Source organism: Mycetocola sp., assembly GCF_046716805.1.
GTDB lineage: Bacteria > Actinomycetota > Actinomycetes > Actinomycetales > Microbacteriaceae > Mycetocola_A.
In genome coordinates, this window is sequence record NZ_JBKJWH010000154.1 from 15,175 (window position 1) to 38,632 (window position 23,458).

The 23,458-nt window shown below is 65.4% G+C and carries 22 protein-coding genes, 1 tRNA gene and 1 pseudogene; 18 read left to right on the forward strand and 6 right to left on the reverse strand.

Annotated elements, in window-relative coordinates:
* Nucleotides 1-38 precede the first annotated feature (38 nt).
* Both ACLQ62_RS12595 and ACLQ62_RS12600 read left to right on the forward strand, forming a co-directional pair.
* Nucleotides 39-1,337: a UDP-glucose dehydrogenase family protein gene (locus tag ACLQ62_RS12595; protein ID WP_411721983.1), complete on the forward strand. Its 1,299-nt coding sequence runs from the start codon at nt 39-41 to the stop codon at nt 1,335-1,337.
* Nucleotides 1,338-1,509: 172 nt separating this feature from the next.
* Nucleotides 1,510-1,583, forward strand: a tRNA-Pro gene (locus ACLQ62_RS12600).
* Nucleotides 1,584-1,680: 97 nt separating this feature from the next.
* Here the strand turns inward: ACLQ62_RS12600 and ACLQ62_RS12605 are convergent.
* Both ACLQ62_RS12605 and ACLQ62_RS12610 read right to left on the reverse strand, forming a co-directional pair.
* Complete coding sequence (locus tag ACLQ62_RS12605; RefSeq protein ID WP_411721984.1) at nt 1,681-2,619, reverse strand: metallophosphoesterase; 939 nt, start codon at nt 2,617-2,619, stop codon at nt 1,681-1,683.
* A gap of 38 nt (nt 2,620-2,657) precedes the next feature.
* Nucleotides 2,658-5,252 (reverse strand): transglycosylase domain-containing protein, encoded by a 2,595-nt coding sequence (locus tag ACLQ62_RS12610; protein WP_411721985.1) that lies wholly within the window; start codon nt 5,250-5,252, stop codon nt 2,658-2,660.
* Between the two features lie 62 nt (nt 5,253-5,314).
* On the opposite strand from ACLQ62_RS12610, the gene ACLQ62_RS12615 reads away from it, so the two are divergent.
* The 3 genes from ACLQ62_RS12615 to ACLQ62_RS12625 all read left to right on the forward strand — a co-directional run bounded on the left by ACLQ62_RS12615 (nt 5,315) and on the right by ACLQ62_RS12625 (nt 6,973).
* Nucleotides 5,315-5,473 carry a hypothetical protein gene (locus tag ACLQ62_RS12615; protein WP_297361475.1) on the forward strand — a complete coding sequence of 53 codons (159 nt, stop codon included), beginning with the start codon at nt 5,315-5,317 and terminating at the stop codon, nt 5,471-5,473.
* Complete coding sequence (locus tag ACLQ62_RS12620) at nt 5,473-5,934, forward strand: RidA family protein (RefSeq protein ID WP_411721986.1); 462 nt, start codon at nt 5,473-5,475, stop codon at nt 5,932-5,934. Before ACLQ62_RS12615 ends, ACLQ62_RS12620 begins: the two co-directional genes overlap by 1 nt.
* Nucleotides 5,935-6,343: 409 nt before the next feature.
* Nucleotides 6,344-6,973, forward strand: coding sequence for a DNA/RNA helicase (locus ACLQ62_RS12625; RefSeq protein ID WP_411721987.1), 630 nt, complete (start codon nt 6,344-6,346; stop codon nt 6,971-6,973).
* 99 nt (nt 6,974-7,072) lie between these two features.
* Here the strand turns inward: ACLQ62_RS12625 and acs are convergent, their stop codons facing one another.
* Nucleotides 7,073-9,043 carry an acetate--CoA ligase gene (gene acs, locus ACLQ62_RS12630; protein ID WP_411721988.1) on the reverse strand — a complete coding sequence of 657 codons (1,971 nt, stop codon included), beginning with the start codon at nt 9,041-9,043 and terminating at the stop codon, nt 7,073-7,075.
* 417 nt (nt 9,044-9,460) lie between these two features.
* Between acs and ACLQ62_RS12635 the strand changes: the two genes are divergently transcribed.
* From ACLQ62_RS12635 to ACLQ62_RS12675, 9 genes are all read left to right on the forward strand, one after another.
* Nucleotides 9,461-10,618 (forward strand): TadA family conjugal transfer-associated ATPase, encoded by a 1,158-nt coding sequence (locus ACLQ62_RS12635; RefSeq protein WP_411721989.1) that lies wholly within the window; start codon nt 9,461-9,463, stop codon nt 10,616-10,618.
* A complete protein-coding gene (locus tag ACLQ62_RS12640) occupies nt 10,615-11,667 on the forward strand; it encodes a type II secretion system F family protein (RefSeq protein ID WP_411721990.1) in 1,053 nt (350 codons plus the stop codon). Before ACLQ62_RS12635 ends, ACLQ62_RS12640 begins: the two co-directional genes overlap by 4 nt.
* 233 nt (nt 11,668-11,900) lie before the next feature.
* Nucleotides 11,901-13,379: a recombinase family protein gene (locus tag ACLQ62_RS12645; protein WP_411721991.1), complete on the forward strand. Its 1,479-nt coding sequence runs from the start codon at nt 11,901-11,903 to the stop codon at nt 13,377-13,379.
* An 876-nt stretch (nt 13,380-14,255) separates the two neighbouring features.
* Nucleotides 14,256-14,387, forward strand: coding sequence for a hypothetical protein (locus tag ACLQ62_RS12650; protein ID WP_411721992.1), 132 nt, complete (start codon nt 14,256-14,258; stop codon nt 14,385-14,387).
* Nucleotides 14,384-14,857: a hypothetical protein gene (locus ACLQ62_RS12655; RefSeq protein WP_411721993.1), complete on the forward strand. Its 474-nt coding sequence runs from the start codon at nt 14,384-14,386 to the stop codon at nt 14,855-14,857. The genes ACLQ62_RS12650 and ACLQ62_RS12655 overlap by 4 nt, the downstream gene beginning before the upstream one ends.
* Entirely contained in the window at nt 14,854-16,203 is a 1,350-nt protein-coding gene (locus ACLQ62_RS12660) for a DUF3631 domain-containing protein (RefSeq protein WP_411721994.1), read from the forward strand. Before ACLQ62_RS12655 ends, ACLQ62_RS12660 begins: the two co-directional genes overlap by 4 nt.
* A gap of 9 nt (nt 16,204-16,212) precedes the next feature.
* Nucleotides 16,213-16,905 (forward strand): hypothetical protein, encoded by a 693-nt coding sequence (locus ACLQ62_RS12665; RefSeq protein WP_411721995.1) that lies wholly within the window; start codon nt 16,213-16,215, stop codon nt 16,903-16,905.
* The gene (locus ACLQ62_RS12670; protein WP_411721996.1) at nt 16,898-17,320 is read left to right on the forward strand and encodes a hypothetical protein; all 423 of its coding nucleotides are present in this window, start codon (nt 16,898-16,900) and stop codon (nt 17,318-17,320) included. Before ACLQ62_RS12665 ends, ACLQ62_RS12670 begins: the two co-directional genes overlap by 8 nt.
* Nucleotides 17,317-17,547: a hypothetical protein gene (locus tag ACLQ62_RS12675; protein WP_411721997.1), complete on the forward strand. Its 231-nt coding sequence runs from the start codon at nt 17,317-17,319 to the stop codon at nt 17,545-17,547. Before ACLQ62_RS12670 ends, ACLQ62_RS12675 begins: the two co-directional genes overlap by 4 nt.
* 1,065 nt (nt 17,548-18,612) lie before the next feature.
* On the opposite strand, the gene ACLQ62_RS12680 is transcribed toward ACLQ62_RS12675, so the two are convergent.
* Together ACLQ62_RS12680 and ACLQ62_RS12685 are read right to left on the reverse strand one after the other, a co-directional pair.
* A complete protein-coding gene (locus ACLQ62_RS12680) occupies nt 18,613-18,780 on the reverse strand; it encodes a hypothetical protein (RefSeq protein ID WP_411721998.1) in 168 nt (55 codons plus the stop codon).
* The gene (locus tag ACLQ62_RS12685; RefSeq protein ID WP_411721999.1) at nt 18,777-19,508 is read right to left on the reverse strand and encodes a hypothetical protein; all 732 of its coding nucleotides are present in this window, start codon (nt 19,506-19,508) and stop codon (nt 18,777-18,779) included. Before ACLQ62_RS12685 ends, ACLQ62_RS12680 begins: the two co-directional genes overlap by 4 nt.
* 255 nt (nt 19,509-19,763) lie before the next feature.
* On the opposite strand from ACLQ62_RS12685, the pseudogene ACLQ62_RS12690 reads away from it, so the two are divergent.
* From ACLQ62_RS12690 to ACLQ62_RS12700, 3 genes and pseudogenes are all read left to right on the forward strand, one after another.
* Nucleotides 19,764-19,874: pseudogene (locus ACLQ62_RS12690) on the forward strand (DUF4244 domain-containing protein); the annotation flags it as partial.
* A gap of 2 nt (nt 19,875-19,876) precedes the next feature.
* Nucleotides 19,877-20,311, forward strand: a complete 435-nt coding sequence (locus ACLQ62_RS12695) for a TadE family type IV pilus minor pilin (protein WP_411722000.1) — start codon at nt 19,877-19,879, stop codon at nt 20,309-20,311.
* Nucleotides 20,312-20,346: 35 nt separating this feature from the next.
* On the forward strand, nt 20,347-20,715 hold the full coding sequence (locus ACLQ62_RS12700; RefSeq protein WP_411722001.1) for an Rv3654c family TadE-like protein: 369 nt from the start codon (nt 20,347-20,349) through the stop codon (nt 20,713-20,715).
* Nucleotides 20,716-20,783: 68 nt separating this feature from the next.
* Here the strand turns inward: ACLQ62_RS12700 and ACLQ62_RS12705 are convergent, their stop codons facing one another.
* On the reverse strand, nt 20,784-21,026 hold the full coding sequence (locus ACLQ62_RS12705; RefSeq protein ID WP_411722002.1) for a hypothetical protein: 243 nt from the start codon (nt 21,024-21,026) through the stop codon (nt 20,784-20,786).
* Nucleotides 21,027-21,144: 118 nt separating this feature from the next.
* Here ACLQ62_RS12705 and topA point away from each other — a divergent pair.
* On the forward strand, nt 21,145-23,458 hold a 2,314-nt coding region (gene topA, locus ACLQ62_RS12710; protein WP_411722003.1), incomplete at its 3' end, for a type I DNA topoisomerase.

Here is a 23,458-nt window from a genome sequence, read left to right on the forward strand (position 1 = left end):
ACCGGCCGTTCATCCCCGCTCGATAGGCTGAACGCACTATGCGAATCTCTGTGATCGGCTGCGGCTACCTCGGTGCCGTGCATGCGGCGTCCATGGCTTCCCTCGGGCACGAGGTCGTCGGAATCGACGTCGACGCCGAGAAAATCGAAGCTCTTTCGAACGGCCGGGCCCCGTTCTACGAGCCGGACCTGCCCGAATTGCTCGCCCGCGGGCTCGGCTCGGGGCGGCTGCGGTTCAGTACGGACATCGCGGATGCCGCCGGCAGCCTCGTACACTTCGTCGCTGTCGGCACCCCCCAGTTGAAGACGAGCGGGGGAGCGGACCTCAGCTATGTCGACGCCGCTTTTGCTTCATTGATGCCCCACGTGGCATCCGGGGATCTCGTCGTCGGCAAGTCCACGGTGCCTGTCGGCACGGCTGCCCGGCTCGCGAAGCTCGTGGAACCCACCGGCGCCAGGCTGGCCTGGAACCCGGAGTTCCTGCGTGAAGGCTACGCGGTCAAGGACACCGTCACTCCCGACCGGCTCGTGTACGGGATCGCAGACGGCCAAACGGCATCCGTGGACCTCCTGAACGAGGTGTACGCAACAGCGGTCTCCGCGGACACTCCCGTTGTCGTCACCGACTATGCGACGGCGGAGCTGGTGAAGGTCGCGGCGAACGCGTTCCTGGCCACCAAGATCTCGTTCATCAACGCGATGGCCGAGATCGCCGAGGTGACCGGAGCCGATGTCACCCAGCTGGCGGATGCGATCGGCTATGACGCGCGGATCGGCCGCAAGTTCCTCAACGCCGGCGTCGGTTTCGGCGGCGGCTGCCTGCCGAAGGACATCCGGGCTTTCACGGCGCGGGCGGAGGAACTCGGCCGCGGTGAGTCTGTCGCGTTCCTCAAGGAGGTCGACGCGATCAATCTGCGCCGCCGGCAACGCGCCGTGGATGTGGTCGTCGAAGAGCTCGGCGGGAGTGTGTTCCGCAAGAAGGTCGCCGTGCTCGGCCTCGCGTTCAAGCCCGACAGTGATGACGTTCGCGATTCGCCCGCTCTCGATGTCGCCGTGCAGCTGCACGGGCTCGGCGCGCACGTCGTCGCCACGGACCCGGAGGCGATCCCCAACTCGACGCGACTGCATCCGCAGCTCTCCTTCGGCACGCTGGATGAGGCCCTCGCCGGCGCCGACGCCGTGGTGCTGCTCACCGAGTGGAAGCACTACCGCGCGCTCGACCCGTCGTCCGTGGCGGCGCAGGTCACGCATCCGCTTCTCGTCGACGGCCGGAACGCCCTCGACGCCGACGCCTGGCGGGCGGCCGGCTGGACCTACCGGGGCCTCGGGCGCCGGTAGCCCGACGTCGTTTTCAACTTCGGAGATTCTCGGCCGAACGCACGTCACCCGGCCGTTGCGGTCGGATTCGCGCGATTTCTCCGCAGTTGGCAACGGGGTCGACCGAGGCGGAGCCGATGGCGTCCTCGGACCGCGGATTTATCGGCTATTCTTATTGAGGCCTCCGGGCCATCGGGGTGTGGCGCAGCTTGGTAGCGCGCTTCGTTCGGGACGAAGAGGTCGTGGGTTCGAATCCCGCCACCCCGACAGTCAGACCGTTCGGTTCCGCCAGGAGCCGGGCGGTCTTTTTGTTGCCCGCGCGGCTGCCCTCAGCGGTGCTTAGACCGTCCCAGCGCCGCTACCGTCAGTCGCGGGCGACGAGGGTCAACAGAGTCGCCTCAGGCCGGCAGGCGAAGCGCATGGGGGCGTAAATCGACGTGCCGAGCCCGCCGCTGACGTGCAAGAAAGCGGAGCGCAGCGCGTGGCGCCACAGGCTCAGTCCCTTGACCTGCGCGCGCGGGATGTCACAATTCGTGACAAGTGCGCCGTAGCCGGGCACGCAGACCTGGCCGCCGTGGGTGTGCCCGGCGAGGATGAGATCGGCTCCGTGGTTGAGGAAGGAATTGAGAACGCGCTGGTACGGCGCATGAACGACGCCGATGTTGACGACGTGCTGCAGGCCGGCATCCGCGGTCTCGAGCGTTTCATCGTCCTGCTGGCTGTCCAGCAGGCCCGTAAGCAGATCGAGCCGGTCGGCGCCGATGTGCGGGTCGTCGACGCCGAACACGTCGAACCGGGTGCCCTTGACCGTGACACTGCCGACCGCATTGTTCAGGTTCTGCCAACCGAGGGCATCCGCGAAGAATGTGTCCAGCCGGGGGGTGTCCAGGTTCCGGGATCTGGGGCTCTTCCGCCTGCGGTGAGCGCTCGACGGACCGGTGAGGTACTTCAGCCAGTTCTTGTGCATCGGACCGAAGTAGTCGTTGGATCCGTGCACGTAGAGGCCGGGGATGCCGCCGAACTCGGCGAAGGCACGCTCCACGCCCGGGATGCCGTCTTCGTGCCCCAGGTTGTCGCCGGTGTCGACGATCAGGTCGGGCTTGAGCAGGGCGAGGGAGCGGATCCACGCCTGCTTGTCGTGCTGCCACGGCGCCATGTGCAGGTCGCTGAGGTGGAGGATCGTGACGGACTCGGCACCCCTGGGCAACACCGGCACCGTTTCGCGACGCAGGGTGAAGAGTCGGCGTTCGACGAGGGAACCCCAGGCGAACGCGGCGGCACCGACGAAGGCGAGCGCGCTCAAGGCGCCCCCGGCCCCCCGACCGCCAGCAGCTCTTTCCACTAACACTTCTGTTTCATGACCGTGATGGTCACTTCGCCCGCCGGGTCGGCTTCGGTACCGGGCCCTGGGTTCTGTGCCGTCACGATCTCGGGAAGCGCCGCCCCACCAGGCACGGCCTGGCAGGCCTCCTTGACGTTGTTGAAGCCGGCCGCTGCCAGGTCACTGCGTGCGACATCCGGTGCCTTGCCGACAACGTTGGGGACGCTGCCGGAATCGGGCTGCTCCTCCTGGGGAGGCTCAGGAGCCTTCGGAGCGGTGCCTGTGGACGGCTGAATGGTGATGGTGGAGCCGGTGGAGACGGATGCTCCCGCTCCTGGGCTGGTTGACGCCACAAGGCCGGCGCCGACGCTGGAAGCGACGGGTGATCCAACCTGCGTGCTGAAGCCCGCACGTTGGAGCGCTGTGGTCGCAGACTCGACCGACTGGCCCGTGACATCCGGGACCCTGATCTGCTTGGCGCGGATCAGGGCGTCGTCCGGTGCCGCGAACTTCTCGCCACCGTATTTGGCGATCGATGAGCGGAGGATGCCGGAGAAGATCCCGAATTTCGCGCTGAAACCCGACACGCCCTTCTTGACGCGGACGTCGTACATGCTCGAGTCACCAACGACGTTGCCAACCCAGAGGGAGGTAACAGCTTCGGTCGTCCCACCGGTGATCCAGGAGTGCCTGGCCTCATCGGCTGTTCCCGTCTTGCCCATGAGCGGAGCTCCGGGAACGGCGGCGCGAGCGCCGGTGCCGCCGCTTTCGAAGACGGTCTCCAGCGCGAACGCTGCGGTGTTTGCGACCTCAGGGGTCACCGCCTGGGTGCACTGGCTCTTCGGCGCAGCGATCTCTTCGCCGTCGGGACCGGTGATCTTCTCGATGGCGACCGGGGTGCAGGACAGGCCCTGAGCGGCGATGCCGGCGATCGCGGTAGCGAGCGACAGTGGGGCGATCTCGTTCGAGCCGAGGAGCGTGGCGGGGAACCGCTGCAGCTCTTCGCCGTCCGCGCGGTGGATCCCCATGTCTTCGGCGGTCTGGTAGATCTCACACATGTCGAGCTTCTGCGCCATGGCGACGAACGCCGTGTTCACCGATCGCTTCGTCGCCTCGATCGGAGTGATCTGGCCTGGGCTCGTGCCGTCGTAGTTCACCGGGGTGTACGACTTCGTGTAGTTGCCGGAGCAGCTGTCTGTCCACCGGGTGAAGGTGCGCTTCTCGCCGCTGACGGACTCGCGAAGCGAGTGCCCGTTCTTGAGCCAGTCGAGCAGGATCATCGACTTGAAGGTCGATCCCACGTCGAAGCCGCTGGATCCGCCGTACTTGTAGTCGGTGTTGTAATTCACGGATGTGTACTCACCACCGGGTGAGGTCAGGTCCGGGTCGTTGCTGTAAGTCTTGTTCTGCGCCATTGCGAGCACGCGACCGGTGCCCGGCTGCACCGTCACAGCGGCACCACCGATCCGAACGGAGTCCATCGACTTCGGGAGGTACTCGTTGATGGCGGCAGCGGATGCGGCTTGCAGGTCCAGGTCGAGCGTGGTGTAAATCTGGAGTCCACCGCGGCGCAGCGTCGCGGCGCGGTCCTCAGCGGTCTCGCCGAATACGGGATCGTTCTTGACGATCCGGGTCACGTAGTCACAGAAGTAGGCGCTGTCGCCGGCTGTCTGGCATCCGGTGCTTGGCGCGTTGATCGCGGGGGTGACCGGCACGGCGCGTGCCACGTCGTGCTGTTCCTGGGTGATCTTGCCCTCTTCGAGCATCTTGTCGATCACATAGTTGCGGCGCTCGAGGGTTCTGGCGTAGCCGTTCGCTGCTCCGTTCGACTCGCTCTCGGGGAGGTCGATCCGCAGTGCGGAGGGGGCGTTCACAATGGCGAGCAGCGTTGCGGCCTGCTCGATCGTGAGATCGGCGGCATTGACGCCGAAGTAATACTTGGACGCGGCCTGGATGCCGTAAGTGCGCGCGCCGAAGTTGGCGATGTTGAGGTAACCGAGAAGGATCTCGTCCTTGCTGTAGTCCTTCTCAACGCCGATCGCGAACCGCATCTCCTTGAGCTTGCGCCCGGCGCCTTCCATGCCGTCAGCCGTGGTCGCCTCGTTCGCGCAGGCTTCGAGCTCCTCCTGATTGGCTGAATCGACCTCACACTGCTGCACGAGCACGTTCTTCACGTACTGCTGCGTGATCGACGACCCACCCTGGGTGTCGCCGCCGATGTAGGTCTTCAGGATGGCGCGGGTCGTACCCATGACGTCGATGCCGCCGTGAGTGTAGAAGCGGGGGTCTTCAGCCGCGACGGCCGCGTCCTTGGCGTACTGGGAAACCTGCTCCCACGGCACTTCTTCACGGTTCTGGTCGAAGAACGAGGCCAGCAGCTGCTGCTGGCCGTCTGCGGTGTTCGCCCAGATGTTCGTCTTCTCCATGGTCTTGCCGACCTTGAGATAGTCCGGGAGCCCATCGAACACGCTGATGGCGTTGTTGGCGGTGACGCCGGTCACGGCAAGGGCGGGTGTGATGGCAGCAGTGACGAGGAGTCCGGCGGCGACACTCAGTGCGATGAAGCCGAGGAACCCCCCAAGCACACCTCTAGCCGTGCGTTTTTGTTCAGGCATAAGATCGAGAATAAGTGACAATTCTGTAAAAGCACCCCTACCCGCACGAACAAGAGGAAAATATGCCCCGCTGGGAGTACATCACCACCCCGTTGATGATCCATAACACCGCCGCCATACTCAACAACTGGGGCAGCGACGGGTGGGAACTCGTACAGGTGGTCAACGGGCCCGAAGGTGGCCTCGTTGCGTACCTCAAGCGCCCAGTGGCGGATGCCTGATGTCGCGCATCGCAGACCGGCTCGCTGAGCTGGGGCTCACCCTTCCCGCGGTCGCCGCACCGGTCGCCGCCTACGTTCCCGCTGTCGTGCAGGGGAACCTCGTCTACACCTCCGGCCAGCTGCCCTTCGTCGATGGTGCCCTTCCGGCCACCGGCAAAGTCGGTGCCTCTGTGTCTGCCGAGGAGGCGCAGGCCTACGCGGCGACCTGTGCGCTCAACGCGCTCGCGGCCATCCACGGTGTGATCGGGTCGCTGGATCGTGTCACCCAGATCGTGAAGGTCACCGGCTTCGTGGCATCCGACCCGTCATTCACCGGCCAGCCTGGAGTGGTCAACGGGGCGTCGACGCTGCTCGGGGAGATCTTCGGCGACTCCGGCGCCCACGCCCGCTCCGCCGTCGGCGTTGCGGTGCTGCCGATGGACGCCCCGGTCGAAGTGGAGCTCGTGGTCGCGTTCGCGTAGCTCTTCGCCTTGATCGCAGTGCCGTCGCACGATTGACAGGAGATCACACGATTATCAGGATGCTTTCGGGCATTTCGTCCTGATAACCGTGTGATCTCCTTTTTTGCGTTCGATGAGTTCAGCCCCTCACCTGAGGATCAGCGCGCCCGCTCTCCACAATGTGCCGCCGATCGTGGATTGGGTACCCGGCGTTCCTGCATGGTCGAGCATGGACATCGAGGACTGGGTGCGGCGCAGCGGGCGAATCGCACATACGAGCGACATCATCAAGGCGGGTGCCACCAAGTATGGGATCCGTTCGGCACTCTCCTCTGGCTCATTGGTCAGAGTTCGCCGGGATTGGCTCGCCCTACCGGATTGTGACCCTGCGGTACTGCTGGCTGCCCGGCATGGCGGGAGGCTGACCTGTTTGACCGCCTCCGAGCGCTACGGCCTCTGGACGATCCCCGACGACACGACGCACCTGGCCGTTCCGTCCAATGCTGGACGATTGGCTCTTCCCTCGAGTGTGAAGGTGCACTGGTCTGAGGGCCCCATCGCGGTCAGTTCGCTGAAACTGATCGACCCACTTGAGAACGTGCTCGTGCGAGTAGCGGAATGCCAGCCGTTCGAAACGGCAGTCGTCGTCCTCGATTCGGCCTTGAGGCTGAAGAAGATCAGTGCCAGCCAATTGCTGCGCATATCAACGAAGTCGACACGGTTCGGGAGCGCACGAGCCGCCGCGAGTGAATTCTCCGACTCAGGTATCGAGTCCATTCCGCGTATCCGGCTTGCGCGGATCGGAGTCGTCGTGAAACAGCAGGTTGTCATCGACGACCATCCCGTCGACGGGCTCATCGGCAAACGACTGGTCTTGCAGATCGACGGCTACGGGCCTCATTCCAATGCCGATCGGCGACGCCGCGATATTCGACAGGACGGCCGACTGACGCTGATGGGGTGCACGGTTTTTCGGTTCGACTACGCACAGGTCGTCGGCCAGTGGGCTTACGTGGAGTCAACCGTTCTCTCCGCAATGGCGCAAGGCCTGCACCTCTGACGGCGCAGTCGACCGCAGAAAAGGAGATCGCACGCTTTTCAGGATGCTTTTGGGCATTCGGTCCTGATAATCGTGCGATCTCCTGCCATCCGTTCGCGGCTACTTCGCCGTCACCTGCCCCGTGATGATCTGCATCACCGTCGTGTCGGCCAGGGTGGTGGTGTCGCCGACCTCCCGACCCTCCGCGACATCGCGCAGCAGACGCCGCATGATCTTGCCCGAGCGGGTCTTCGGCAACTCGTTGACCACGAACACGTCGCGGGGGCGCGCGATCGGGCCGATCTGCTCGCCGACATGCGCCCGGAGAACCGCCGCGATGTCCTCGACCGCCGCCGACTCCTCAAGCATGCTCTCTTTGATGATGACGAACGCCACGACGGCCTGGCCGGTGGTGTCGTCGTGCGCTCCGACAACCGCAGCCTCCGCGGTGAACGGATGCGCGACGAGGGCCGACTCGATCTCCGCCGTCGAGAGTCGGTGCCCCGAGACATTCATGACGTCATCGACACGGCCGAGCAGCCAGATGTCGCCGTCATGGTCGAGCCGGGCTCCGTCGCCGGCGAAGTACTTGTCACCGAACTTCTCCCAGTAGGTTTCCTTGAACCGCTCAGGGTCGCCCCAAATACCCCGCAGCATCGACGGCCACGGTTCGGTGACGACGAGCAGCCCGCCGTTGCCGGTGCCCACGTGCTGGCCGTCGTCGTCAACGACGTCGACGTTGATACCCGGGATCGGCACCTGGGCGCTGCCGGGCTTCGTCTCGGTGATGCCGGGGAGCGCTGAAATCATGATCGCGCCGGTCTCGGTCTGCCACCAGGTGTCAACGACCGGAGCCGCCTTCCCGCCGATGACCTTGCGATACCACATCCATGCTTCGGGGTTGATCGGTTCGCCGACCGAGCCGAGCAGGCGCACCGACGAGAGGTCGAACTGCTTCGGGATCTTCCGTCCCAGTTTCATGAACGAACGGATGGCGGTGGGCGCGGTGTAAAAGGTCGTCACCTTGTACTTCTCGATGATCTCCCACCAGCGACCAGGGTGTGGTGTGTCCGGTGTGCCCTCGTACAGCACCTGGGTGGCGCCGTTCGCGAGCGGCCCGTAGACGACGTAGCTGTGACCGGTGACCCAGCCGATGTCGGCCGTGCACCAGTAGACGTCTGTCTCCGGTTTGAGGTCGAAGACGATCTTGTGGGTGAAGGCGCACTGCGTCAGGTACCCGCCCGAGGTGTGCAGGATTCCCTTCGGTTTACCGGTCGTGCCCGACGTGTAGAGGATGAACAGCGGGCTTTCGGCCGCGAACGGCTGCGCCTCGTGTTCCGGCTCAGCCTTGGCCATTTCCTCATGCCACCACAGGTCGCGATCGGTCCAGTCGACCTCGTTCTCGCCCCGCTTGACGACGAGCACGTTGGTGACCGTTTCCTGCGGGCCGAGGTCGCCGCGGGCCTGCAACGCGGCATCCACCGCTGGTTTCAGCGCCGACACCTTGCCCTTGCGCCACCCGCCGTCTGCGGTGATGACGAGTTTCGCACTGGCATCGTCAACCCGCGAACGGATGCTGTCGGCGCTGAATCCGCCGAAAATCACCGAGTGCACGGCGCCGAGGCGCGCGACCGCGAGCATGGAGACGACCGCTTCGGGGATCATCGGAAGGTAGATCGCGACACGGTCGCCTTCGCCGATACCCAGACCGGAGAGAACATTGGCCGCGCGCTTGACCTCCGCGGTGAGCTCCGCGTAGGTGACTGTGCGGCTGTCGCCCTGCTCGCCCTCCCAATGGAAAGCGACCCGGTCGCCGTTTCCGGCCTCGACGTGGCGGTCGAGGCAGTTGTATGCGACGTTCAGGCGGCCGTCGTCGAACCATTTCGCGAACGGCGGGTTCGACCAGTCGAGGGTGCGAGTGAACGGGGTTTCCCAGTCCAGCAGCTCACGCGCCTGCCGAGCCCAGAATTCCAGCCGGTCGGCTTTCGCCTCCTCGTAGAGTTCGGTGGTCGCCACCGAATTCCTCGCGAAGTCCTCGCTCGGAGGAAACTTGCGGTGTTCATGCAGGAGATTGTCGATCTGTGTATTCATCTTGTGTCTACTCGCTCCTTTGCGACAGGTTCTCGGCACTGACAACTGTGTGACTCCTACAGACTGTACTCCGATCGTCATGGCCCCTCTTGGAGGGTGTGGAGCGCCCGCATGGGGGCGCCTCGGCGGTGTCCACTCTTTGGGGGACCAGAATCGCCCCGCCAGGTCTTGCGCAGCAGCTGTTTGCGCGTACACTTGGGCTCGGCCGAATTCTTAATTCGTGCGTGCGACGTGAAGATTCCCCCCAATCGAGCGTCGCGTGTGGCGGCATCCATTCCCCCCAATGGGTGTCGCCCTCTCATTTTCCCGGTCGCTCCACGCGACGCGGATCCCCTCACCTCGACCGGTTCTCTTCCGGTTGTCCACGGATGCTGTCGATCCGGCATGGGCGGACGTCCTGCTTCCTAATCTGGCTGCATGACCGACCGATTCGTCGCCCGACCTGCGCTGGCGGTGATCTCAGAACCGACCCGCCCGGCCCCGTCCGATGGCCGTTCCCTGGTGCCGGAGCGGGATGCTGCGCGAACGCACGGCCGAGAACTGCCGACGACGGGCACAGGGCGTTCATCACCAGCGAGCGATATCCGGGCTGGGCCGCAGGCGCTCGAAGACGCACGACTAGCCCGGATGCGCACGGCCGCCGAGTTCGGCCCGCTCGCCCCCTATCTCATGGGGCCGGATGTGACGGACGTGTTCGTGAACGGCGAAGGCGGGTTGTGGACCGACCGGGGCTCAGGGCTGCAGCGGGATGCTGCCTGGACGCTGCCGGAGCGTCCGCTGCGTGAGTTGGCGGTGCGGCTCATCGCGCTCGGCGGCCGCCACATCGACGAGGCCACACCCTGTGTCGACGTGCGGTTGCAGGGAGGCATCCGCGTGCATGCGGTGCTTCCACCGGTGTCCCTCTGCGGCACGCTGCTGAGCGTTCGTGTGCCGCAGGTTCGCCGTTTCCGGCTCGCCGACCTCGCTGCGGCGGGCGCGTTTGGCGACGACGCCGCCGGCGTCCTGGGTCGCCTGCGGAGAGCGGTGTCCGATCGGGTCAACCTGCTGGTCACCGGTGCGGCCGGCTCGGGCAAGACGACGCTTCTCGGCGCGCTGCTCGCTGAAGCGCCGCACGACGAACGGATCGTCGCGATCGAGGATGTCGCGGAACTGGGGGTGGAGCATCCGCATTTCGTGTCGCTTGAATCCCGCCAGGCCAACCTCGAGGGGGCAGGGGCCATCGGCCTGGAACGGTTGCTGCGGGAGGCGCTCAGAATGCGGCCGGATCGACTGATCGTCGGTGAATGCCGTGGTGCCGAGGTGCGGGAGTTGCTCGCCGCGTTGAACACCGGGCATGACGGCGGGGCGGGAACCCTGCACGCGAACTCGCTCGAGGACGTTCCGGCGCGGGTGGAGGCTCTCGGCGCGCTCGCCGGAATGACCCCGGATGCCGTCGCCCGGCAGACCGTGAGTGCGATCGGCCTGGTGCTGCACCTGGAGCGCGAAGGCGGTGTTCGGCGGCTGGACCGGATCGGTCGGTTCGAGCTCGACGGGAACGGCAGGCTCGCGATCCGGTCGGATTCGGGGGCACGATGAGGGACCCGGAGTGTACGCCACCGATCGAACGCGTCGCGGCGGTCACTGAGCGTCTCGCGGTCCTCCTCGCCGCGGGCGTACCGCCCTCGGCGGCGTGGGGCTACCTCGCCTCCGGTGGCGTCTCCCGGCAGGGGAGGGGCGGCCCGGATCCGGCGAGGATTCCTGAGGTGCTCGCCGCCGCGGCGGCAGCGGCGCAGGTCGGCGCCGACATCGCCGTCGCCATCGCGGAGGCAGCCCGAGGCGCGCCGGATGGCACCCGACAACGCTCGGCGAACGGCAGCCGCGCCTCCCCAGCCGCTGCGGCCTGGTTTCCCGTTGCCGCGGCGTGGTCGGTGGCGATCGAGACCGGCGCGCCGCTGGCCGGATGCCTGCACCAGCTCGCCGGATCCCAGCGCGCCCTCGGCCAGGCCCAACGCGACATCGAAGCTGCCCTGGCCGGGCCGCGATCCACCTCGCGACTCGTTCTGGCGCTGCCGGTCGTCGGGCTGCTCTTCGGCCTCCTGCTCGGTTTCGACACCTTCGGCACCCTCGTCGGAACCGCCCCCGGCCTCGTCTGCCTGACCGGGGCGGCGCTGCTCATGCTCGCGGCGTGGCGATGGTCGACCGGCATGGTGAACCGGTCCACGCCCCGGTCCACTGCCCCCGGCCTGGCGATCGATCTCACCGCGATCGCCATGTCGTCCGGGGTGTCGGTGGACCGGGCGGTCGCCGTCGTGACGTCGGCGCTCGCCAGGTTCCGACCGCTGGAGCCTGCCGAACCGCCCACCTCGCGTTCCGCTTCCCGGCACGAGCGCAACCGCGATGACGCAGTGATTTCCGGGGTGCTGGCATTGTCCCGGGCGGCTGGCGTCCCGGCGGCGGACCTGCTCCGCGGCGAAGCGGATCAGGTGAGGCGGGACGCCCGGTCGAACGCGCAGCAGGCCGCGGCATCCCTCGCCACCCGGTTGATGCTGCCGCTCGGCGTGTGCATCCTTCCGGCGTTCATGCTCGTCGGTGTCGCGCCCCTGCTGTTGAGCGTCCTCTCCTCCACGGTGCAGGGCATCGGATGAGGTTCTCCACAGTTCCCGTGGAGCCGGTTCACGGCTCGCCAGTGACCGCGAGGATGGAAGTCCTCGCGCCGCTGGAACATCCCGAACATCGAAGGAGAACAACGCCATGGCGCGACTGCGAGAACACGCCGAGAGGGTACGGAACCGGTTGGCCGACGACACCGGAGCGGCGACGGCGGAGTACGCTATCGCGACGATGGCCATTGTCGTGCGGTTAGAGCATACTTGCGACCATGACCCCGGAGACCGCAAAACCGCAGCGCGCCGCAATTTACGTACGCCAATCCGTCGCTGAGCCCGAAGGTATCAAGCGACAACTCGAAGCCTGCCACGCGCTCGCCGTTGCGCGCGAGTATGTCGTGGTCGAGGTGTACGAAGACGACAACGTGAGCGGCTACAAGGCGCGCGGCGACGGCACGGCCTACGCGCGCCTGCTTGACGACGCACGCGCCGGGCGCTTCGACGTGCTCATTGTGCGGAAGCTCGACCGGCTCGGGCGGTCGCTGTCGGCGCTCGAGCAACTAACCGCCGCCCGGGTCAACACCGTCACCACCGACGGGGCGCTCGACCTCGCGAGCCCGTCAGGGCGACTGGTCGCCAACGTGCTTACCTCGGTGTCGCGGGCCGAGAGCGAAATCAAGGCCGAGCGGCGCGTGTTCGCCAACGCAGCACGCCGGGCGACCGGCGTGCCGACCTCGGGACGCGTGCCCTACGGTTACCGGTGGGTCACCGCGAAAGAGCGGGCAGAGAACGGGAGCACTCAGGCGTACGCCTTGGACGGCGGCCGCGCTGACGACGTGCGTGCGATCTACGACGCGTTCCTTGCCGGTGTGCCGCTCGGGGCCATCGCCCGCGACCTAAACGCGGCAGGCAAGCGCACGCTCGGCACCAAGAGCAACCCTGACGGCTTCGCGTTCGGTGTCTCGACCATCCGTCGCATGCTCATGTCGCCCTACTACGCGGGACGGCTGCCGATCCCAGCCGAGGGCGGCGAGCAGCGGCCGTACGACCAAGCCGCAATCACACTGGCGACCACCGAGGCTGGCGACTGGCCCGCCGTCGTCGCGCCCGAAGAGTGGGAAGAGGCCAAGGCGCGGCTGGCGCACCCCGAGCGGAAGACCTCACCGGGGCCGACGCGAAAGTGGCTGCTGTCCGGGCTCGCGGTGTGCGGCGTGTGCCGGGAGCCGGTCAGGGCAGGCGGCGGTGAGCGCGGCATCCAGAGCTACCGGTGCCGCAGCATGGCCCACTTCATGCGACGGGGTGCGCCGCTTGACGACTTCATTGAGCGCGTCGTCATCGCGCGACTGTCGCGGCCCGACGCCCTCGACCTTCTGGCCGACCGCGACCGCCCCGACACCGACGCGCTACGGGCCGAGCGTCGCCGCCTCGAGGTTGCCGTGCGCCAGGCGGGCGACGACGAGCAAGACGGGCTGATCGACCGAGCCGAGCGGGTGCGACTGACCAAGCGCGCCAACGCTCGCATCGCCGAGCTTGACGACCTGTTGCGGGCGGGCGTCGACACCAATGCGTTCGCCGAGGTGGTTGGTCAGAGCGACGTGGCGGCGGCCTGGTACGCGCTGCCGTTGAGTCGCAAGCGCGCCATCCTCGAGGCGCTGGCGACCGTCGTGCTGCACAGCGTCGGGCAGGGGAACCGCCGCGCGATGAGCGACGAGGCGATGGCCCGCACTGTCGCGCTCGAGTGGCACAACTAGACCACTTTGCCGAGCCTCGGGTCATAGCCGGTGTTGCTGTCGCACCGGGGGTTCGTGCAAACACGCTTCTCTACCAAGCGGGGGAACTTGTCGAGGAGCCTCTTATCCCCTTCCACGTGCCTCACGTGTGCCGGTGAACCACAGATGCGGCAGGGGTCGTCACTCGCAGTCATTGGGAGCCTTTCTCTAGGTGCGGTCAGTCTGGCAGCCGTGGCGGGGCAAAGCTCAGTCCCCCTTCGGGTACGCCCTATTGGCGACAGCGGGCGCAGTGGCTATTGCGGCGTACCCCGCCGGAGCGCTGTTGCGGCGCGATCCGGCCGCGTTGAGCAGGGCGGCGGGTGCTATTGGCGACCACAGTAGCGGCGGAGGTCACTAACGGGGCGCGCGGTCTCAGTGTGCCGTGGGCGTGCGCGCGAGTCATAGGTCCACTAGGTGCGGATCATAACCCCGGTAACCGATGTAACCGCGCCCCGAGTGAATATATGCGCTTAGCTCTCCTCTTTTTCCATATGTAAGTTCAAGTGAAGAAGGTTCGACCTTTATTCATCTGGGGGGCGGTTACATCGGTTACGCCGGTTACGCCGGTGGCGCCCCGACGCTTAGCGCCGTCGATCCGTCGACTCTCACTGCCGCCCCGCCAGGTCGCCAATATCCCACCTCATCCATTGGTCAACCATTGTCCGAAAATGCCCGATCAACTGCGGTATTCGAATTGACCTATTGTCGATCACAGCGTATGGTTAGTGCCAGACCTGGGGAGCGATCCCCACCCTCTCGGGGCATACCGCCCGCACGAACAACGAGTAGGCACGTCGGGCAAGCTGCTTGGGTCGGCAGAGTCTCGCGGTCACTCTCCGAATCTTCGGAGTAGTGCCAATGGCTCCCGCCACCGACCCCGAGACAGACCGCACAGTCGAGCGCATCGCCGCTGCGGCACCGGAACTCACACCGGCCATCCGAGCCCGCCTCGCGCTGCTGCTCAAGCCCGCCCGGAGTGTCGCCCGATGACCGAGCGCGAGCCCTTCGACCGGGTAGCCCAAGGCCGACGCGACATCGAGAAGCGCTGGGTCAAGTACCGCGCCGACCGCGTAGCCCGCGGGCTTCCAGCGACCAAGGCGGAAGAGTCCGGCCGGAAGCCCGCCTTCATCGCTGATCCCGAGGTACAGGCGTTCTGGTTCGAGAAAGCAGAGAGCCTGGGCCTTCTCGACGACCTCAACCGGACCGACGCCCGTCGGGTGGCTAAGCGCCTGGCCGACGATGCTACCGCCGAACTGGCCCGGCGCGTCGAGTCGGACGGCCCAGCAACCCCGCCCCTCTGCGACGACGACCTGCTACTTGCCTTCTACGAGGCCGAGGCGACCCGCTGGCGCGCTCGTGCGATTCGAGACCGTCAGGTTGCCGCACAACATGACGAACTCGCGGCCGACGCCGAGACAGCACTTGCTGCCCTCTTACACAAGTTCGGCAGGATCAAGTGAGCCGGGGCAAGAGAGCCAAGGCGGCCGACCTTGACGCTGAAGTCGAAGCCATCCGTGCCAAGCTCGCCGACCTCGAGCACGCTCGCATCCTTGCCGAGCCTCTCGAGCCGTGGGAGACCAACCCAGACGGCACGCTGAAGCTTTCCAAGAAGGAAGCAAAGAAGATCGAGAAGCGACGCAAGAAGGCACTCGCTGAGCGTGAAGAGAAGGCGCTCACTGCATCGGTTGAGGGTGTCGCCGCACTCGATGCGGTCCGGGGATTCCTTACCCGCTTTATCGTCTTTCCGAGCGACCACGCTGCCATCGCGTGCACGCTCTGGGCGGCACATACGCATGTGCATCGGGCCTTCGACATGTCGCCGCTTCTCCTGTTTAGCTCACCGACGCCTGGCTCGGGCAAGAGCAATTCATTGGACCTCGTTACCAAGCTCGCGCCGCGGCGGTTGCTTGCGTCGCACATGACGGCTTCGCTCATTGCCCGAGAAATCAACGCCGACCCTGAAGCGGCGCCTCTGACGATAGCTCTTGACGAGTACGACACCATCTGGGGCCGACACGGCAATTCGGACACCGAATCGCTCCGCAAGATTTTCAACGATGGTGCCTACCCGAACGGTAACCACCCGATCAACGTTCCAGCGGGCCACGGAAAGTGGGAGGCCCGGCAACTGCCTACCTACACGCCCAAGGCGCTGGCTGGCCTCAGCGAGCCGCCTGACACGGTTGCCAGTCGGTCGATCGTCATTCGGATGCGCCGCAAGCTCCCCGCCGAGACTGTCGAGATTTACCGCGTCCGAAAGCACGAACTAGAGCACATCGAACTACGTGACCGGCTCGGCTTCTGGGCGGTACTCGCCGCCGAAAGCATGACCGACTGGCCCGACATGCCCGACGAATTGGGCGGCAACCGCAACGAACAGAAGTGGGAAGCACTCGTCGCCCTCGCTGACGCGGCAGGCGGCGAATGGCCGCGCCTGGCACGCGAGGCAGCCATTGCGCTGACGAACGAAGAAGGCGACCGAGCCCAGCCGCACTCCATTCGCCTTCTCTCCGACGTGCGCCGCATCCTCGGCACCCGCGACCGCATTCGCTCGACCGACCTGCTCGGCGAACTGCTCCAGTTGGAAGAAGCTCCGTGGGAACACTTCGGCGGTACCGGTATCGATTCCCAGTACCTGTCGAGGACGTTCGGCGAGTTCGAGATACCGAAACCGCACCCGATCCGCTTCGACTCGAGCACCGGCATCCAAAAGGGCTGGTATCGCAGCGACTTTGCCGACACCTTCGCCCGCTATCTGCCCGAGGCCCCCACTTCCCCCGTCACCCTACCCATCGAAAACGACTAGGAGCACATCGTGTCAATGACCAAAACCCGCATTCACCGCGACGCAGTCAACCTTCCCGCCAACGCGCCCGTCAACACCAAGGCAGCTCTCGAAAAGCTCGCGCAGTACAAGGCCGACGTGGATGAGGCGTGGCGCGCTCGCGACGCCACAAGCCGAGCAGCCCGTGAGGCCGAGAGCAAGGCATCGAGTGCCGCCATCCCCTCGTACCTGAACACCGGGAAGATCGAGCGCAACACCATCGTCGCCGATGCCAAGAAGGAAGCCGAGGAAGCCCAGGCCGACCTCACCGCACTCATCGCCGTCGAGAGTGCCATAGCCGGTGCCTTGCACGCCGCCATTGCCGCCGACGAGTCCGCCTGGACCGCCAGCGCCCACGCCGATGCCAAGAAGGCTCTTACCAAGCTCACCACGGCCGCGAGGATGGCTCAGGACGCGGCGGACGCCCTCTATTCGTCCGTTGGGGTGCTGGGCCTTTACCGACGCCGCGAGACGGGCGAGAGGCCGCTTGCCATCGTCCACTCGAAGGGCTCGTATTTCTTCGATCTGAACGCCGGGCTCGAGGGCATCCGCACCGCCATCGGGAAGGCGTCCAGCGAGGTCGAACGGCTCAAGCCAGGCAAGGCCAAGAAGACAACCGCGCCGACGATTGAGGCCGACACTGACGGCTTCGACGACGACGACCTCGGCGGCGACGATGACTAAGCCCACGCTCACAATCGTCGACGACTTCACCGACGACCTCGACAGCGACTTCCAGGCGCGCCCCGTTCGCGATGTCATTGGTGACCGCCTCATTCGCGGCGAGAGTCGCCGGTGTATCGCGACGGATCTTGGGATGTCGCTCGAGAGCGTCAACACTGAGGTCGTCCAGCTCGTTCGCGAGCACAGCGGCGCGGCGGGCTCCTACCGGGAACGCCTCGCGCTCTTGCACATGCAGCTAGACGACGTTCTTGACCGCATCCACATCGAGCTGACTAACGGGGCAGGCTTCGACCTCGCCGCCTTGGCGGGCGTGCTTGTCGACGTTCACCGGCTCCGCGCCGGGCTGCTGCAAGCCGAGCGGCCCACCCGCCCCTCCCGCAATACCGACACCAACACCGAAGGAGCCCGACCGTGAGCGACAGAATCAACACCGAGAACACCCGCCGACAGGTCGCCTATGCCCGCGCACGTCAGGCGCAGGTTGCCGCTGACCGGGCGCTGACCGAACCAGAGCCCGACGACCGCGAGCCGACGCCGAGCGAGCGCCAGGCAGCGTATGCGAGGGGCGACGGCCGCCCCGATCACGCGAGGGACGTAAGCACCACCCAGCGACAAGCAAACGCCGCTATCGCGGGCCGCTGATCACCTCGACCCTAGAGCGGTTATGGCGGCCCAACTGATCATTGCACCGTCATAGCCTGGCTGCCCGCAAGTGCAGCCGACCGAAGCCCCGCCGAAGGTTGCGACCTTGGCGGGGCTTCGGCCTGCGTTTTCGCTGCGCCGTGTCGGTGGTTCGGTATTGGCTGAAGTACCGCGACACGCCGAGGAAACGGGGTCCGTCGAATTACTTTCGGGGGCATACGAAAAAACTGTGCGATCTGTGGATAGGAGATTTTGGCAAGAGAAAGAGTGCACGCATGCAATGTGGAAATAAGCCGTTGTTGAGCACCCATGAGCATCGGAAGGCATCGGAGGGCATGCCGAGGGTTGGTTTTCTATTGCACGCGTGCATGTGGATAACACAGTGGAGAACTTGCGAACATACGTTCGAACTGGTGTAACTGCCTGTGGAGAACCGCGCCCACCGTAACTACTACGTCGCCCGTTCCTGAGAAGTGTCCGAAAACCGTGGGAGAATGGAGACACAACAAAAGCAGCCCCCAATTCGCATTTCGCAATTGAGGGCAGCTCTAGTCAATTTCAAATCGAGATAGATCGAACGCCAATTCGATCCCAACCAGGAAGGACACCGGCCCATTGGACCAGACCGACGAGGAAAGTCATACCTCTTGTATCAAAGATACGCTCAAGAAACGCAAACCGCCAGCCAAAGCGAGTTGGTTCAGCTTCTCATTTGTCAAGACATCTAGCGATTTCCTGACTCTTGCGACGAAATCGAGCCTTTTGCTCGTGGCTTTGATCGGACTCATCGAGGCGATGGGTAGCTCCCCGGCCGCATAGCCTCGTGCCCCCGGCCCGCGATTGTGGGCCGGGGTGCAGTCATCGGCTTCGTCGTTGCTGATCCGCCATGCCGTGACAATACTGAAGCATATGAAGGAGCAACCAGACCCGGAAACCGGCGACGATCTGAGTCACATCGCGGCGCCGAACTGTCCGGTCGACCTCGTGCCGATGGAGCTAGACGGCGAAGGCGAACGTGTGCGGTGGATCTGCCCCGAGTGCGGTTTGGTGCGGCTCGGCTAAGTCCTAAGCCTGGCCAAGCGCGCGGCCTCGAAGGAACTTCTGACGGTTCTCAATGCTTCGACGCGCCGTCGTGGAGTCTTTGGTGTATCGGCGTGTGAGCCGTTCTGCGTTACGAGCGACTTTCGCGTCAACTCTCTTCTTGGCTGCTTCTTCGTAGGTCTTTGTGCTCATTTTGAACTCCTTTGCCCTATGTCACTCACGGTAGTGGGTGCCGCTGACATTGCGCTATAGGTGGCCTGAGTGTTGAGCAGCCGGGGACCTTTGTGCGATGCGATCACCAGTGCCATGGTCCGAGCCATTGCCAGTAGAACAGCACGCTGAGCACCCCCGATAGAGCCGACCTGCGAATTGTTGACACTGAGCATCCCCAACTGCACTGTGTTCGCTTTCACAGGCACGGAGTAGAACGTCGTGTACTTCTTCGTTGTCCAGTCGACCCCGTAAACCTCCTCAGGGTAGCTGTGGACTTCTGGCTCTTCATCTGCCCGATCCATCAATTCCCAGATCGGGTGTGCTCGATCTTCTTTCTCGATGAAAGGGCGGTCAGGGACGTCGTAGCGCCCCGCCTCCTTGCCATGCTTGGGTTGACCGAGAATACGAAGACCGCCGCTCTCGCGTTTCAGGGAGTAATAGGTCGCGCGGCTTCCTTCGCCGATTGAGCTGGCCGCTTGCCGCGCCACAGTGCGACGCAGTGCTCGAATCGCCTCGGCCTTCGCGGCGCCCGCTAGGAACATCACCTCAATCGCCTCGCTGAGCACGACGTTGAGGTCATCGACCGCTTTCTCGGCCGTCACTTCGCTCTCTTTGAACGTCAGCGTTGAGGCTTTGTTCTCGTACCTATCGGCAGCTTGGTCACCGAGAATCGCCAGTGCCGCCAAACATCCGGCGGTAATGCCCATCCACTGATTCTCCGGCTCGGTCCAAAGTATTGGCGCGATGACCGCTGCTACAGCGCCGACAGCTGTGAAAACGAGGAAGACAAAGTGTGCTCGTAGCCACGAGACCATGGGGCCGACCGCGTGTAGCACAACGCCAATCTCAAGTTCACCCCTGGACCGAACTACTTTGTCTCGGTCGCGCTGCTTGTTTCGCCCCATGAGGACAATCGTGGCAGAACGTGGCGGTGTTGGTTTCATATACGCTTCATTGAAACCACAGTTGCGGCGGTCGGTTTCGCCGGGCTGCTGGTGGTGATCATGCGCTCCGACGAAGTGCGCGGCATCCTCACGGATCTCATCCGCCGGGCGCTCACCGTCAACGGCTGACCATGCATGCCACAGGGTTCGGCGGCGACCCGGTTCGCGCCGGGCGCCGCCGGCGGGCCGCGCAGCGACGGGAGGTGAGCAGGCTGGTGGCTGGCGGGGCGCTCCACGATCGGGGCAGCGCCGCCGCCGAATTCGCTGTGGCGATCCCGGTTGTCGTGCTGGTGCTCGCGTGCTGCCTCGGCGCCATCCAGGTGGCATCGCAACAGGTGCGGTTGACGGATGCCGCGGCGGACGCCGCCCGCACCCTCGCTCGCGGCGACCCTCCCGGCGTTGCCGCCGCACGTGTGCAGCGCGTTGCGTCGTCGGCGGCGATGAGCACATCGACCAGCGGGGACTTCGTCTGCGTCCAGCTCAGCGCCCCGGCCGGCTTCGGCCCCGCTGCGCTCGCCGGCCTGCAGGTCCGCGCCTCGGGTTGCGCCCTCGCCGGCGGGCTGTGAAGCGCACCATGGGTGCCAGACCCGTGAGGCGAATCATGGGTGCCAGACGAAGGGACCGGCCCGCATTCCTCAAGGAGGGGGAGCGGGGGTCCGGATCTGTGCTCGCCGTCGCGCTCGTGGCATCGGTGCTGATGTTCGCAGGGCTCGCCCTGCCACTCAACGCCGCCCTGACGACGCGCCAGATGACGGCCAACGCGGCTGATGCGGCGGCGCTCGCCGCGGCTGACACCGCATCCGGGCTGGTTCCCGGCTACCCGTGTGCGAACGCCGCGGAGGCAGCCCGGCTCAACGGAGCGACTCTGGGCGAATGCGCGGTGGCCGGGTTGGAGGTGACAGTGACCGCGACACGGCAGGTGCTCGGTGTCGTGGTGAGCGTGGCGTCGCGGGCTGGGCCACCCGGGTGAGGAGGAGCACACAGCACGATGCACGGACGTGCGCGGATGCCACGCCGCAGGGTCGTCCGCGGTGCGGGCTACGCCTCGTCGAAGTTGGTGGTCAGGTACCGATAGTTCACGGCGCTGGGGCGGTCCGAGTCCTCCGATTCGAATTCCTGACCGGACGTCCGTGCATAGACATAGGTCTTGCCGCCCGGTGCGGCAATATCAACGGTGGGACGCGGATCACCCGAGTCGAGGAAGTCCGCCGACAGGGTCTTCCCCTCGAGCGGTCCGTCCGTGAGCTTTGCCGTATAGGTCGTCGTCGCTGATGCACTCATAGCCCCATTCTGCTCTTTATCCTTCTGTTATCAAGAGGACGAACGGATGCGGCGGCGCCGGCTGATTAGGTGGACACCGGGAAATGGTGTGTATGGTGTGCACGACGAAAGGAGTCGGGTGCCAGGCACAAAAACGTTGGTCATTGTAGAGTCGCCGACCAAAATGAAGTCGATCGCCGGGTACCTCGGCGACGGCTACGAGGTACTGAGTTCCGTGGGGCACATTCGTGACCTCGCCGAGCCGAAGAACCTCCCGGCTGAACTCAAGAAGGGCGCCTTCGGCAAATTCGCCGTCGATGTCGAGAATGACTTCGAACCGTATTACGTGGTCTCCGACAACAAGAAGAAGACGGTCGCTGATCTCAAACGGGCGTTGAAGAACGCCGACGAACTTCTCCTCGCAACTGATGAGGACCGCGAAGGCGAAGCCATCGCGTGGCATCTGCTCCAGGTTCTGCAGCCGAAGGTCCCGGTCAAGCGGATGGTTTTCCACGAGATCACCAGGGACGCGATCCTCTCGGCCGTCGGCAACACCCGCGACCTCGACGTCGCTCTCGTCGACGCCCAGGAAACCCGGCGGATCCTCGACCGTATATATGGGTATGAGATTTCGCCGGTCCTGTGGCGCAAGGTCGGCCCAAGCCTCTCCGCCGGCCGCGTGCAGTCCGCCGCCACCCGCCTCATCGTCGAACGTGAACGTGAACGCCTCGCCTTCACCGCCGCCGAGTACTGGGGCCTCACCGCCCAGGCCGCCCCCGACGCCGACGCCACCCATTTCGAAGCCCGCCTCGTCCGCATCGACGGCGAACGCATCGCCACCGGCCGTGACTTCGACGACACCGGCACGCTCACCAGCAAGGCCGTTCCCCTCGACGAGCAATCCGCCCAGGCGATCGCCGCAGCACTTGCCGCACCCGGGGCATCCGCCGTCGTCTCGAAGGTGGAATCGAAGCCGTACTCGCGGCGCCCCGCCGCGCCGTTCACCACGTCGACCCTGCAGCAGGAAGCCGCCCGCAAGCTGCGCTTCTCCGCCAGGCAGACGATGAGTGTCGCGCAGTCGCTGTACGAGAACGGGTACATCACCTACATGCGTACCGACTCGCCGTCGCTCTCGAGCCAGGCGATCAAGGCCGCGCGCGACCAGGCAACCGCGCTGTACGGTGCAGAAACCGTGCCGGACAAGCCCCGCCTGTACAGCGGCAAAAACAAGAGCGCGCAGGAGGCCCACGAGGCCATCCGCCCCTCCGGTGACACTTTCCGCACCCCGTCATCACTGAGCGGCAGCCTCCGCGGCCAGGACTTCAAACTGTACGAGCTGATCTGGAAGCGCACCGTCGCCAGCCAGATGGCCGACGCCAAGGGCTCGACCGCTACGGTGACCATCGAAGCGGACGCCGACGGCAAGCGCACCGAGCTGACGGCATCCGGAACGGTCATCACCTTCCGCGGATTCCTCCACGCCTACGAAGAAGGCCACGACGAAGAACGCAACGCGAGCGACAACGCCGCCCGCGAAGCGAAACTGCCGCCGCTGACCGAGGGCCAGTCGCTGATCCTCACCGACATCGACGCGAAGGGCCACGAAACCTCGCCGCCCCCGCGTTACACGGAGGCGAGCCTCGTCAAGACGCTCGAAGAGCTGGGTATCGGGCGCCCGTCGACCTACGCGCAGACGATCGCGACAATCACCGACCGCGGTTACGTCACCGCGCGCGGCCAGGCGCTCATCCCGTCGTGGATCGCGTTCAGCGTCGTCCGGCTGCTCGAGGAGCACTTCAACGACCTCGTCCAGTACGACTTCACCGCTGAGATGGAAGAAGACCTCGACCGGATCGCCGGCGGCGAGCAGGACCGCACCGACTGGCTCAAGTCCTTCTATTACGGCAGCGACCAGCACCGGGGACTCCGGACCGTCGTCGACAACCTCGGCGACATCGACGCCCGCGAGATCAACTCGCTGCGCCTGAGCGACGCCATCACGATTCGCATCGGCAAGTACGGGCCGTACCTCGAAGTGACGGATGCCTCCGCTCCCGCCCAGGCGGACGGCGAACCGGCTGTCCCTCGCCGGATCAACATCCCCGAGGAGCTGGCTCCGGACGAGCTGACCCTCGCCAAAGCGCAGGAGCTCATCGACGCGCCGGTGCTCACCGACCGCGTGATCGGCCTCAACCCGGAGAACGGCAAGGAGATCGTCGCGAAGGACGGCCGGTTCGGCCCATACGTGACCGAACTCGAGCCGGAGCCCGAGGAGGAACCCGTCGTCGACACCGCCACCGGTGAAGTGACGGATGCGCCGAAAAAGAAGGCCCCAGCGAAGAAGAAGGCCGCCGCGGTCAAGCCGCGGACGGCATCCCTCTTCAAGTCGATGTCGCTCGATGCGATCGATCTCGACACAGCGCTCAAACTGCTGTCGCTTCCGCGTGTCGTCG

Coding starts and splice junctions, on each gene's coding strand:
- ACLQ62_RS12620 (WP_411721986.1), top strand. CDS start 5,473: ATGTCGCGCATCGCAGACCGGCTCGCTGAGCTGGGGCTCACCCTTCCC.
- ACLQ62_RS12610 (WP_411721985.1), bottom strand. CDS start 5,252: ATGCCTGAACAAAAACGCACGGCTAGAGGTGTGCTTGGGGGGTTCCTC.
- ACLQ62_RS12655 (WP_411721993.1), top strand. CDS start 14,384: ATGACCGAGCGCGAGCCCTTCGACCGGGTAGCCCAAGGCCGACGCGAC.
- ACLQ62_RS12635 (WP_411721989.1), top strand. CDS start 9,461: ATGACCGACCGATTCGTCGCCCGACCTGCGCTGGCGGTGATCTCAGAA.
- ACLQ62_RS12695 (WP_411722000.1), top strand. CDS start 19,877: ATGCATGCCACAGGGTTCGGCGGCGACCCGGTTCGCGCCGGGCGCCGC.
- ACLQ62_RS12640 (WP_411721990.1), top strand. CDS start 10,615: ATGAGGGACCCGGAGTGTACGCCACCGATCGAACGCGTCGCGGCGGTC.
- ACLQ62_RS12685 (WP_411721999.1), bottom strand. CDS start 19,508: ATGGGCATTACCGCCGGATGTTTGGCGGCACTGGCGATTCTCGGTGAC.
- ACLQ62_RS12705 (WP_411722002.1), bottom strand. CDS start 21,026: ATGAGTGCATCAGCGACGACGACCTATACGGCAAAGCTCACGGACGGA.
- ACLQ62_RS12595 (WP_411721983.1), top strand. CDS start 39: ATGCGAATCTCTGTGATCGGCTGCGGCTACCTCGGTGCCGTGCATGCG.
- ACLQ62_RS12645 (WP_411721991.1), top strand. CDS start 11,901: ATGACCCCGGAGACCGCAAAACCGCAGCGCGCCGCAATTTACGTACGC.
- ACLQ62_RS12700 (WP_411722001.1), top strand. CDS start 20,347: ATGGGTGCCAGACGAAGGGACCGGCCCGCATTCCTCAAGGAGGGGGAG.
- ACLQ62_RS12650 (WP_411721992.1), top strand. CDS start 14,256: ATGGCTCCCGCCACCGACCCCGAGACAGACCGCACAGTCGAGCGCATC.
- ACLQ62_RS12670 (WP_411721996.1), top strand. CDS start 16,898: ATGACTAAGCCCACGCTCACAATCGTCGACGACTTCACCGACGACCTC.
- ACLQ62_RS12680 (WP_411721998.1), bottom strand. CDS start 18,780: ATGAGCACAAAGACCTACGAAGAAGCAGCCAAGAAGAGAGTTGACGCG.
- ACLQ62_RS12615 (WP_297361475.1), top strand. CDS start 5,315: ATGCCCCGCTGGGAGTACATCACCACCCCGTTGATGATCCATAACACC.
- acs (WP_411721988.1), bottom strand. CDS start 9,043: ATGAATACACAGATCGACAATCTCCTGCATGAACACCGCAAGTTTCCT.